At 43.4% G+C, this 11,741-nt stretch carries 10 protein-coding genes and 1 pseudogene; 9 read left to right on the top strand and 2 right to left on the bottom strand.

Annotated elements, in window-relative coordinates:
- Nucleotides 1-897 precede the first annotated feature (897 nt).
- Nucleotides 898-2,166: an NCS2 family permease gene (locus MUO14_RS22835; RefSeq protein WP_244752787.1), complete on the bottom strand. Its 1,269-nt coding sequence runs from the start codon at nt 2,164-2,166 to the stop codon at nt 898-900.
- A gap of 214 nt (nt 2,167-2,380) precedes the next feature.
- Here MUO14_RS22835 and sdaAB point away from each other — a divergent pair, with 214 nt between their 5' ends.
- From sdaAB to rnc, 9 genes and pseudogenes are all read left to right on the top strand, one after another.
- Nucleotides 2,381-3,043 (top strand): L-serine ammonia-lyase, iron-sulfur-dependent subunit beta, encoded by a 663-nt coding sequence (gene sdaAB / locus MUO14_RS22840; RefSeq protein ID WP_244752788.1) that lies wholly within the window; start codon nt 2,381-2,383, stop codon nt 3,041-3,043.
- 21 nt (nt 3,044-3,064) lie between these two features.
- A complete protein-coding gene (sdaAA, locus tag MUO14_RS22845; protein ID WP_244752789.1) occupies nt 3,065-3,949 on the top strand; it encodes an L-serine ammonia-lyase, iron-sulfur-dependent, subunit alpha in 885 nt (294 codons plus the stop codon).
- A 5-nt stretch (nt 3,950-3,954) separates the two neighbouring features.
- Nucleotides 3,955-5,990, top strand: a pseudogene (recG, locus tag MUO14_RS22850) (ATP-dependent DNA helicase RecG).
- Nucleotides 5,991-6,161: 171 nt separating this feature from the next.
- The gene (gene fapR / locus MUO14_RS22855; protein WP_244752790.1) at nt 6,162-6,737 is read left to right on the top strand and encodes a transcription factor FapR; all 576 of its coding nucleotides are present in this window, start codon (nt 6,162-6,164) and stop codon (nt 6,735-6,737) included.
- 3 nt (nt 6,738-6,740) lie between these two features.
- Nucleotides 6,741-7,745 (top strand): phosphate acyltransferase PlsX, encoded by a 1,005-nt coding sequence (gene plsX / locus MUO14_RS22860; protein WP_244752791.1) that lies wholly within the window; start codon nt 6,741-6,743, stop codon nt 7,743-7,745.
- Nucleotides 7,742-8,683, top strand: a complete 942-nt coding sequence (fabD, locus tag MUO14_RS22865; protein ID WP_244752792.1) for an ACP S-malonyltransferase — start codon at nt 7,742-7,744, stop codon at nt 8,681-8,683. The genes plsX and fabD overlap by 4 nt, the downstream gene beginning before the upstream one ends.
- The gene (gene fabG, locus MUO14_RS22870; RefSeq protein WP_244752793.1) at nt 8,683-9,423 is read left to right on the top strand and encodes a 3-oxoacyl-[acyl-carrier-protein] reductase; all 741 of its coding nucleotides are present in this window, start codon (nt 8,683-8,685) and stop codon (nt 9,421-9,423) included. Before fabD ends, fabG begins: the two co-directional genes overlap by 1 nt.
- Before the next feature lie 59 nt (nt 9,424-9,482).
- On the top strand, nt 9,483-9,716 hold the full coding sequence (gene acpP / locus MUO14_RS22875; RefSeq protein WP_244752794.1) for an acyl carrier protein: 234 nt from the start codon (nt 9,483-9,485) through the stop codon (nt 9,714-9,716).
- Nucleotides 9,717-9,790: 74 nt separating this feature from the next.
- Complete coding sequence (gene rnc / locus MUO14_RS22880; RefSeq protein WP_244752795.1) at nt 9,791-10,480, top strand: ribonuclease III; 690 nt, start codon at nt 9,791-9,793, stop codon at nt 10,478-10,480.
- Between the two features lie 698 nt (nt 10,481-11,178).
- On the opposite strand, the gene MUO14_RS22885 is transcribed toward rnc, so the two are convergent.
- The gene (locus MUO14_RS22885) at nt 11,179-11,400 is read right to left on the bottom strand and encodes a DUF1128 domain-containing protein (protein ID WP_244752796.1); all 222 of its coding nucleotides are present in this window, start codon (nt 11,398-11,400) and stop codon (nt 11,179-11,181) included.
- Nucleotides 11,401-11,741 lie beyond the last annotated feature (341 nt).

Genomic DNA, 11,741 nt, shown 5'->3' on the forward strand with positions numbered 1-11,741 from the left:
TTAGACCAATTCTTATTCAAATTGGTTTCACATGGCCCAGTTAAAAGGTATTGAGAAAGTTCTTTCATCATTCATTCCTCTGCAAGCTAACAGCGTAAGTCTAGTGAATAGGTTGTGTCAGTCTTGTTAGAAGGGCCATTAGGAGAAACTCCGATGCTAGGCATACGCTGGGGCCCTCAAAGATTTCGCGCCTCGTACTTCTTGCGACGCACAAGGAACGTGCTAGTTTCGACTTTTCCGCAGGATATGGTGTTTTTTGTCGACGTTCTCATTCGTCAACTTTTTGAAAACGTACTTATAGTAAAAAAGCGGAGCCAATGCAGCTCCGCTTTTTAACATTCTTTTGTTTGTTTAAGGAAGGGTGTTGGGTTTTCAGGAACAAGCATTTTCCCCAAAAAAGGCGGGGATTCTGCCTAAAATTATGACGATTCTAACCACCGCAGAATTATTACGCCCCAAATTATAGGTATTCTCCCGAAAACCGAAGTTATTTTAACCAAAGAAGGTTAGATTCTGCCCAAACACAATCCGCTTTCCTGTTGTCTAGCTGCAGTGCCCAGACACTCGAGACATAAGCAGTTCGCCTCCGCGGGGAAAGGTCGCCGCTCTGCTTATGCTAGTCGTGTCTACCCGGGCACCTCCGCTTTCCTATTAATGTCTAACTGCTAAGCCCAGCCCCTATCGACATAAGTCAATCCACTCTGTGACGAAAACCACGTCACGACGTGTCTGGTCTTATGCGTACGGGGCTAAACGGGCTTTTCCGCTTTTCTTAATGTCTAGCTGCGAGGGGCAGACCTTCGCGACATAAGTAATCCAACTCCGTGAAGAAAGACCGCTTCACTGGGTCGTCTTACTTATGCGTTTCAGGTCTAAGCGCCCCTCTCCGCTTTTCTGCTAATGTCCGAGTGTTCTCATGATAAATTCAAGGAGAAAGATCATGGCGATACATACGACGGGTGCCGTTAGCTCGCGTTGCTTGCCGATTGCAAATTTAACGATGGGATAGGCTATGAAGCCAAACGCCATTCCGTCAGCGATCGAGTAGGTGAACGGGATCATCACGATGATTAAGAAAGCTGGCATCGCTTCAGACAAATTGTCCAGTGGAATTTCCTTAATGTTCTGTACCATCAGTGCTCCAACGATAATTAATATCGGACTAATGGCAGTTGCTGGAACCATTGAAATCCATGGGATAAGCAATAATGTTGCCAGAAACAATCCCGCCATCGTTAGGCTTGCGCGTCCCGATTTTCCTCCCGATGCAATGACCGCGGCACTTTCTGCTGATGAAACGGTAGGTGATGTCCCGAAGAATCCACTAGTAATAGCCGAAAATGCTGCTGCCTGATAAGATTTTTTAAACTTATCTTCTTGCTTTAACATGGATAACTGGCCGTGAAGCAACCCCATATTCTCAAAGATGAGAACAATCGTTAACGGAAAGACAGCCATCCAAAAGCCGAATTCGGTAATTCCGCTAAAGGAAGGGATCATCATCCATTCTTGATCGGCTAATGCCAGCGATTCACCAGGATCTTCAAGTAAACCTATGAAGTGCGCGATGAGTGTTCCGACGATCATGGTAATTAGAAAGTTGCCAGGAACGTTTTTGGCAAAAAGGAAAATGGCTATGAATAACGTTAATAAGCTCGTAATAACTAAAGCAGAGGAGGGATTGCCGAGTGTGATCAATGAATGTTCACCTCGAACGACAAGGCCGCCCTTTTCTAATCCAATTAACGTTAAAAACATTCCAAGTCCAACTGTAATCGCATGTTTCAGAGACTCAGGAATCGCTGTTTTCAGCCAGCTACCTAATCGCGTGAAAGCCGTAACGAGAAAAATTAAGCCTGCTATGATAACGACAGCTAATCCTTCTCGAAATGCCAAGCCGCTTCCTTCGATAATCGAATAAGCGAACAAAGCGTTCACTCCCATGCCGGGAATGAGCACCATAGGCGCATTTGCGTATAAGGCCATGATCAAACAGCCCACAGCACTTGCAAGAATGGTAGCAACCATCCCTTTTTCCAAAGGGAGGCCGGCAGCTTGTAGAATCTGGCTATTTACCGCTACGATGTAGACGGTTGTAAAATAGCCTATGAGTCCTGCCATCACATCCTGTCGCAAGCCGGGCTTATGATTATGCTTGCTAAGCATAGGTAATCGCCTCTATGAAATTATCCCTCTCCCACCCGGTTACCGTGTAACCCACAAACAATCATTCTACTCCCATTGCAAATAAGAATCAAGAATGAAGGTAATATTTAATACAAATTCACAATGATGTGGTAAAATAAACGGGGCATAACTTGTTAAAGTAAGCGTTTTCTCGTTATTATAGAAGAGAGTCATAGATGGGATGGTGATAGTCGTGAAGTATAGATCAGTTTTTGATATAATCGGTCCAGTAATGATTGGGCCTTCAAGCTCCCACACAGCTGGGGCCGCTCGAATTGGGCGGGCAGCCAGACATTTATTTGGCCGGGAACCTAACTATGCGAACATCCACTTATATGGGTCATTTGCCCAGACTTATAAAGGTCATGGCACAGATGTTGCGATCATTGGTGGATTACTAGATTACGATACGGATGATACAAGAATTGGTACAGCGTTAGAAACCGCTCGAAATCATGGCATGAATGTGCAGTTTTTTGAAGAGGATGCTGTGACTGATCATCCTAATACCGCACGTATAAAGATTGGCGATGAGAATGATGAGCTCGAATTAGTTGGTATATCAATTGGCGGGGGTAAAGCAGAGATTACGGAGCTCAACGGCTTTGAACTTCGGCTTTCCGGAAGTCATCCCGCTATTCTGTTAATTCATAATGATCGGTATGGGGCGATTGCATCGGCTACGACGATCTTAGCAAGTCATGAAATAAATATCGGACGAATGGAAGTGTCAAGAAAAGGTGAAGGGGAACAAGCACTAATGGTCATCGAAGTGGATCAAAATGTGGATGATTCTCTTTTAAGCGAATTAGAACGTGCCGACCATATTACCCAAGTAGCTAGAATATCGGACTAACTTAGAGAAAGGGGTAGTCATTTGTTTAAAAATGTTGCGGAACTAATACAACTGGCGGAAAGTAAAGGCGAACAAATTTCTGAGATTATGATCCAGCAAGAAATGGAGGTTAAGCAAGTTTCACGAGAGCAAGTCTATGCTCAAATGGAACGTAACCTCGATGTCATGGAGAAATCGGTTGAGGATGGATTAAAGGGAGTCAAATCTCATAGTGGATTAACAGGAGGCGATGCCGTCCTGATTCAGGATTATATGAGGGATCAGGAACCTCTCTCGGGTAATCTCTTGATGGATGCGGTAAGTAAAGCGATGGCGACGAATGAGGTCAATGCGGCAATGGGAACGATTTGTGCCACGCCAACAGCTGGGAGTGCGGGTTGTGTGCCAGGAACCTTATTTGCTGTGAAAAATAAATTAAATCCAACGCGTGACCAAATGGTGCGTTATTTGTTCACATCAGGAGCTTTTGGTTTTGTTGTAGCCAATAATGCTTCGATCTCGGGTGCTGCTGGAGGCTGTCAGGCAGAAGTTGGTTCAGCTGCGGGTATGGCATCTGCGGCCATTGTAGAGATGGCCGGTGGAACACCAGCTCAATCAGCTGAGGCGATGGCAATTACACTTAAAAATATGCTCGGCCTTATTTGTGACCCCGTAGCCGGTCTTGTAGAAGTTCCGTGTGTGAAAAGAAACGCCATGGGGGCTACAAATGCGATCGTTTCCGCTGACATGGCTTTAGCTGGTGTTACTAGCCGGATTCCTTGTGACGAAGTGATTGACGCGATGCACAAAGTAGGTCAGCGGATGCCAACAGCTTTTCGTGAAACCGCGCAAGGTGGTCTGGCAGCTACGCCAACAGGAAAACAACTTGAGGCGAAAGTGTACGGAATTTCACTTGAGAAAGAGTGAGTGACATGTTAAATCAATCCATAAGTGAAGTAAAAGGGATTGGGGAAAAGCTTCAAGCTCATTTACATGAGCTTGGGCTTTTTACAATTGAAGATTTACTCTTCTATTTCCCTTATCGTTATGATACATATGAAATCAAACCGTTAACCGAGCTTGCCCACAATGAGAAAGCGACGATCGAAGGGGTGCTTACTGCAGAGCCCTCTCTTAACTTTTATAGTAAAAAGAAGTCACGATTAACTATGACATTGCAAGTCGAGCAATTTGCAGTTAAAGCGGTGATGTTCAATCGTTCTTTTGCGAAAAAGCAATTGAATAAAGGGGACACGGTAACGGTTACCGGTAAATGGGACCAGCATCGTTTGCAAATTACGGTCAGTCAATTTAAAAAGGGCGAAGCGAAAAGCCAGGATCCTATTCAACCAGTTTATACACTTAAAGAAAGTGTAACGCTGCTCACGTTAAGAAAGGTGATTAAGGCGGCATTAGAGGAATATGCGGACAATGTAGAAGAAATTTTACCTGAAGATACCATGCTTACTTATAAACTGCCTGATCGCAAGCAAGCCTTGCACCAAATGCATTATCCGGAAAGTCCGCTTATGCTTAAACATGCCAAGAGAAGATTTATCTATGAAGAATTTCTCCTTTTTCAGTTAAAAATGCAGTTGCTCCGAAAGCTTCATCGAGAGTCTACTAAGGGGAATGCTCAAAATTATGATAATGATCAGTTAACTGACTTTGTTCAAGCGCTCCCTTTTGAACTGACGGGTGCACAAAAACGCTCTCTTGCTGAGATTTTAAAAGATATGAAAAGTCCTTATCGTATGAATCGTCTGCTTCAAGGGGATGTAGGCTCAGGGAAAACTGCTGTGGCGGCCATTGGTCTATATGCTTCAATCACAACAGGGAAGCAGGGGCATTAATGGTGCCTACGGAAATTCTTGCTGACCAGCATTATCATTCACTGAAAGAGATGTTTGCGGACCGAGCTAATGTTGTTCTGTTGACAGGATCGGTGAAGGGAAAAAAACGAAAAGAAATCCTTCGTTCGATCCTTGATCATGAAGTTGATATTATCGTAGGTACGCATGCTCTCATACAAGATGAAGTGGATTTTAGTGATTTAGGGTTCGTTATCGTCGATGAACAGCATCGTTTTGGAGTAAAACAACGCCGGACTTTAAGGGATAAAGGGCTTCACCCAGATGTCTTGTTTATGACAGCTACTCCCATCCCCCGTACCCTTGCGATTACTGCTTTTGGCGACATGGACGTATCTGTGATCGATGAAATGCCAGCAGGCCGGAAACCAATTGACACCTATTGGATTAAAGGAGAAATGACTGATCGTGTGTTAGCCTTTATTCAGAAGGCAGTTGAGGGAGGACATCAAGCTTACGTCATCTGTCCTTTAATAGAAGAATCTGACCAATTAGATATCCAAAATGCTGTCGATTTATATCACCAAATAGCTAGTGTATATGAACCGAAGATCTCTGTCGGTCTTATGCACGGAAGACTTCATAATGATGAAAAAGAAGAAGTGATGAAGCGCTTTGCGGAGAATGAGCTGCAAGTCCTTGTTTCGACAACGGTCGTGGAAGTCGGAGTGAACGTTCCGAATGCCACAGTGATGGTGATCCATGATGCTGAACGATTTGGACTGTCTCAGCTACACCAGCTGCGTGGTCGGGTCGGGCGAGGCAGTGAGCAAAGCTATTGTATTTTATTAGCTGATCCTAAAGGCGATGTAGGCAAAGAGCGGATGAGGATTATGACAGAAACAAATGATGGTTTTGAACTGTCAGAGCAAGATTTGAAGTTAAGAGGTCCTGGAGATTTTTTTGGCAGAAAACAAAGCGGCTTGCCTGAATTTAAAGTCGGTGATATGGTTCATGATTATCGCGCTCTTGAAACGGCAAGACAGGATGCAGCTGAGATTATCGCGAATCATTCATTAGTAAAAGATGAACGTTTTAAACCGTTAAAAGACATCCTCGAACAAGACGAACATGTAAAGGGAGAAATTCTTGATTAAATGATGAGTAAGGCACTTTGAAGGTTTGTGAGGATGCCTTGCTCATTAGGTGTGTTTTTCTCGTTCGTCCGCCTATCATAGGGAAAGTGTTGCGTAATCGTTTCAGGTATTATATATTACTGTTAGTACCTAGTCATAAGATTTGTGACAAACGAACGGTGGAGAGCGCAAATGAAACGCACGAAGCAAGTCAGGCAAAGTGAATTGAAGGAGACGATCGAAGCAACTCCTTTTGTAACAGATGAAGCATTAGCTAACCGGTTCAGTGTGAGTATCCAGACAATCCGCCTTGACCGGATGGAGTTAGCCATTCCAGAGTTAAGAGAGCGGATTAGGTCTGTAGCGACACAGGAGTGGAATGAGACGGTTAAAGCACTGCCTATAGAGGAAGTGATAGGTGAAGTGATTGACTTGGAACTGGACCAGCGCGCAATTTCAATTTTGGATATAAAATCGGAGCATGTTTTTTCAAGAAATGATATAGCTCGCGGTCATCACCTCTTTGCCCAAGCAAACTCTCTTGCAGTAGCTGTGATCGACGAAGAACTAGCCCTTACTGCTGAGTCAAGCATTCGCTTTATGCGTCAAGTTAAGCGAGGGGAGCGTGTCGTAGCCAAAGCCTTTGTAAGAGGAGACGACAACAAGGGACGTACCATTGTCGATGTCCATAGTTTTGTAGATAGTGAAGAAGTGTTCGCGGGGACGTTTGAGATGTTCCGTCAGCAAGATGTCAAAAGGAGTGAATAAGCAATGAAATTAGCCATAGATGCAATGGGCGGGGACCATGCCCCTGATGCTATTGTGAAGGGAGCTGTGGAAGCAGCATCTGCGATCGATGGGTTATCGATTACGTTAATTGGTGATGAGAATCAAATGAACCCATTACTAGGCGGTGCTCCTAATATATCAGTAATACATACAGAGGAAATGATTACCTCAGAGGATGAACCAGTTCGAGCTGTGCGAAGAAAAAAGAATGCTTCCATGGTTTTAATGGCTAAAGAAGTGAAAGAAGGGAGAGCAGACGGCTGTATTTCTGCTGGAAATACGGGAGCGCTTATGAGTGCAGGGCTGTTTGTTGTCGGTCGAATGGAAGGGGTAGATCGTCCAGCGTTGAGCCCCACCCTTCCAACAGAAGATGGAACGGGTTTCTTAATGCTTGATGTTGGAGCGAATGTTGATGCTAAACCGAATCATTTGCTGCAATACGCGATTATGGGCTCGATTTATAGTGAAAAAGTTCGCGGGCTAAATAAACCAAGGGTGGGTTTATTAAATGTCGGTACTGAGGAAGGCAAAGGCAGTGATTTAACGAAGCAAGTTTATAAACTGCTTTCAGACGCGCCCATTCATTTTATTGGGAATGTTGAAGCAAGGGATTTATTAAGTGGGGCAGCGGATGTTGTCGTCACAGATGGCTTTACGGGAAATGTAACATTAAAAACGATTGAAGGCACCGCTTTAACGATGTTCTCTATGATTAAACAAACCTTTATGTCGAGCTTTAAAACCAAACTTGCTGCAGGTCTTGCTAAAAATGATTTGCAGCAATTAAAAACGAAGCTTGATTATTCCGAATATGGAGGGGCCGGTTTATTCGGTCTCGCTGCACCTGTGATTAAAGCACATGGATCGTCGAACGAGCGTGCGGTTTATAATGCGATTCGCCAGGCTTGTCATATGATTGAACAAAATGTATCCTCTACAATCGCGAATTCAATGAAGGAACTGCAAGTAAAGGAGGAGAATGAATGAAACGTACAGCATTTATTTTTCCAGGACAAGGATCCCAGGAAGTCGGAATGGGTCACGAAATGTATCAAAGCTATCCAGAAGTGAAAGAGTTATTCGATGCAGCAGATGAAGCTTTAGGCTATTCGTTAACTTCGTTAATGTTTGAAGGACCTTCCGATGAATTAACGAAAACAGAAAATGCACAGCCAGCCCTGTTACTAAATAGTGTGGCGATTGCTCAAGTATTAGAAAAAGAAGGCATCTCTCCAGTGATGACAGCTGGTCACAGTCTGGGTGAATATAGTGCCTTAGTAAGCGCGGGGGCCCTTGATGCGATCGATGCTGTCAAACTTGTTCACACACGCGGCAAGCTGATGGAGGAGGCGTATCCGACAGGTTTAGGTGCTATGGCCGCAGTCCTCGGATTAGGTAAAGAAGAGATTGAGCAAGTGTTATCTGGGCTGGATCCGGAACAACCTGTTGATTTAGCTAACATTAACTGTCCGGGGCAAATCGTTATATCTGGAACAGCTGAAGGTGTAGAAACAGCCTCTAAACAACTAAAAGAGGCCGGTGCAAAGCGTGTTCTTCCACTTAACGTCAGCGGCCCTTTTCACTCAAGATTAATGAAGCCAGCTAGTGAAAGCTTCTCCCAGTCTTTAGAGAAAACGAATGTGCGTAATGCTTCGCTTCCTGTCTATGCAAACGTGTCAGCAGAGGCTGTAACCGATGCTGATCAAATAAGAAGTTTGTTAATAGAGCAGCTATACTCCCCTGTTCGCTTTCAAGAAATATTAGAAGCGTTTGTCGAAGAAGACATTGATGCTATTGTAGAAGTGGGACAAGGCAAAGTACTTAGTGGACTGGTTAGAAAAGTAAAACGGAGAATGAAGACGTTTGCGATTGAGGATTCTGAATCGGTTGCTTCATTCGTTGAATGGAACAAGGAGGATCAATAATGCTGAATGAACAAGTGGCACTTGTAACGGGTGCTTCGCGTGGAATAGGCCAGGCGATTGCGCTCGAACTTGCTAAAAATGGTGCAAAAGTTGCCGTGAATTATTCGGGCAGTGAAGAAAGAGCAGAAGCTGTTGTTCAGGAAATTAAAGACAACGGTGGTGAAGCGATTAAAATTCAAGCGAACGTTTCACAGGCAGATGATGTCAGCCGAATGGTGAAGACAGTTGTAGAAGAATTCGGCCGCTTAGATATTTTAGTCAACAATGCTGGAATAACCAGAGATAACCTGCTGATGCGCATGAAGGAGCAAGAATTTGACGATGTAATTGATACGAATTTAAAAGGTGTTTTTATGTGTACAAAAGGGGTAACGAGACAAATGATGAAGCAAAAGTTTGGCCGCATCATAAATATCTCTTCTATCGTGGGTGTCTCAGGCAACCCTGGACAAGCCAACTATGTAGCAGCTAAAGCAGGGGTCATCGGCTTAACGAAGTCTAATGCAAAAGAGCTTGCTTCACGAAATATTACGGTGAATGCTGTTGCCCCGGGGTATATCACGACAGATATGACCGATCAGCTGACAGATGACCAACGTGAACAGATGCTTGCATTGATCCCATTGAACCGTCTAGGCGAAGGGGAAGATATTGCTCGAGCCGTTCGCTTCCTGGCTTCAGGGGATGCTGCCTATATTACAGGCCAAACACTTCATGTTGACGGCGGCATGGTGATGTAAATTAATCTGGTTTCTGTAAGTGAAATCTACTATAATAACTGAAGGGAGGTGAAGTTCCTATGGCAGATACATTTGATCGTGTAAAACAAATCATTGTCGATCGTCTCGATGCAGACGAATCTAAAGTAACAATGGAAGCTTCCTTCAAAGAAGATCTAGAAGCAGACTCACTTGATGTTGTAGAATTAGTAATGGAGCTTGAAGATGAGTTTGATATGGAAATTTCTGATGAAGAAGCTGAAAAAATCAATTCTGTTGGCGACGCTGTTAACTACATAAACAGTGTATCGTAATCATTGAATAGCTGCCTGTTCTTCAGGCAGCCTTTCCTATATTTATCATTCTACAACAAAGGACAAGGTGATTTATGGAGGATTTTTCCAGTTTCCAAGACAAAATTCATGTGCAATTTCAAAATGTGTCGTTGCTGGAACAAGCTTTTACCCATTCATCCTATGTGAATGAGCATCGTAAAACGGACCGAGAAGATAATGAACGTCTTGAATTTTTAGGGGATGCTGTATTAGAACTGGGTGTTTCTCAATATTTATACCGGGAGTTTCCAGAAATGGCTGAAGGTGAATTAACTAAACTGAGGGCATCCATCGTTTGTGAAATTTCTTTAGTTAATTTTGCGAACGACTTAAATTTTCAAGATTTAATTTTGCTCGGTAAAGGAGAAGAAATGACAGGCGGGCGTAACCGTCCAGCATTATTAGCAGACGTCTTTGAAGCGTTTATCGGGGCTTTGTATCTAGATAAAGGCTTTGATCAAGTCGTCCTTTTCCTTGAAAAATACGTTTATCCAAAGATCAAAAATGGTGCTTTTTCTCATGCGATGGATTATAAGAGTCAGCTTCAGGAATTTATTCAGCGAGATCGCAGCAGCAGGATTGAATATGAAATCGTTGAAGAAAGAGGTCCAGCCCATAGCCGAGAATTCATTGCTCACGTACGTGTGCAGGGCGAAAATGCGGGCATTGGTATCGGACGTACGAAGAAAGAAGCGGAACAGAAAGCAGCCAGGCAGGCTCTTATGAATCAGGGGGCGATGTGAAAAAAGGCGGCCAGATGAACATTCATCTGTACCGTCTTTTTTGCTTTCTACCGTGAAATCGTCTTAATGGATAGAGGATTTAGTTAAGCTCCAAGTATTGAAATAAGCATGAGACACTCTTTAACTCCTCAGGATGAAGAGAAAGCATCCAAGATTTTGGTAGAATATATTGAGTTTGTAAGTGAAATGGTAGAAGGTGAAAATTTGAGAAGGCATACAAAACAATTGGTGGATATTGGCGTATTCTGCAAAATTCTTTTATTACAACAAAAGATCAAGATGAAAGCACTGATGAGGTTCTGGTAAGAATTGATGAATAGAATCAGAGAGCGGGGATGTAGATGAATTTGATTTATGATTCATTAATCCTAAAAAAGTGGAAACATTACTTGAATCCATCCTAGCACCTTTTACTAGCAATTAAATACTTAACCCTGCCTCTCATCTCGACAACTGAGTCGTACCACTCAAGTACGTTTTGCCCGAACGCAAGACTGTTTGTGGGTGCGTATACAAAGAATGATAGGCTTATCTATTTAAATTTCTAAAAGGTACAACTTTCATCTATTAAAGGTGCCGATTATAGCGATTGTAGGCGCCGTTTAACCATAAAAAAAGACACCCATTCAAAAAAGTGGATGTGTCTTTCTTAATCTAGATACCTATCTATGGGAAAGAACTGAAACGCCCTCTCCACTCTACTTACGGTAGTTACCTAGTTCTGTCACAAAGGCTTGGGTTTCAGAAACACTCAACTGACCTTTCATTTCGATAATATCGTGCAGTGATTTAATTTCCTCGTACTTGTTTAGGTCATAGTCCTCTGGATCCATGAGCGAGCGGTTGACAACTTGCAGGCGCTCAGCCATGTCATTAATAATGGTATTTAAATTCTCTTGAGTGGGTTCTTGTAAACTCACGATCAAAGCCTCCTTAAGCATCTCTATAATCTATTATATATTATCATAAATTAAATTCTTCCTTTTTAAAACCCTCTTTCTCATTTCTTCAGAACAAAAGTGCGAGATGCCCCGGTTGTATTTGGCAGCATGTATAGTTTTTTATTATGATGAAGCTTAACCGTTTTTCTTTTGGACACTGAGTCCCCTTGGGCGGCCGTTCATCTTCATAAGGGGGCGGGGAAAAGGCGAGACTCCTGTGGGAACACCGGACTTGACGAGACCCCGCAGCGTAGCGAGGAGGCTCGGCGTTCGCCCACGGAAAACGAGTCGTTTTCCTCGCCACCTTTCTCTTTTTTTAT

The organism is Halobacillus shinanisalinarum, assembly GCF_022919835.1.
Lineage (GTDB): Bacteria > Bacillota > Bacilli > Bacillales > Halobacillaceae > Halobacillus_A > Halobacillus_A shinanisalinarum.

Excerpts from the sequence above, each read along its gene's own strand:
- acpP (WP_244752794.1), top strand. The coding sequence starts at position 9,483 with ATGGCAGATACATTTGATCGTGTAAAACAAATCATTGTCGATCGTCTC.
- fapR (WP_244752790.1), top strand. The coding sequence starts at position 6,162 with ATGAAACGCACGAAGCAAGTCAGGCAAAGTGAATTGAAGGAGACGATC.
- fabD (WP_244752792.1), top strand. The coding sequence starts at position 7,742 with ATGAAACGTACAGCATTTATTTTTCCAGGACAAGGATCCCAGGAAGTC.
- fabG (WP_244752793.1), top strand. The coding sequence starts at position 8,683 with ATGCTGAATGAACAAGTGGCACTTGTAACGGGTGCTTCGCGTGGAATA.
- MUO14_RS22835 (WP_244752787.1), bottom strand. The coding sequence starts at position 2,166 with ATGCTTAGCAAGCATAATCATAAGCCCGGCTTGCGACAGGATGTGATG.
- plsX (WP_244752791.1), top strand. The coding sequence starts at position 6,741 with ATGAAATTAGCCATAGATGCAATGGGCGGGGACCATGCCCCTGATGCT.
- rnc (WP_244752795.1), top strand. The coding sequence starts at position 9,791 with ATGGAGGATTTTTCCAGTTTCCAAGACAAAATTCATGTGCAATTTCAA.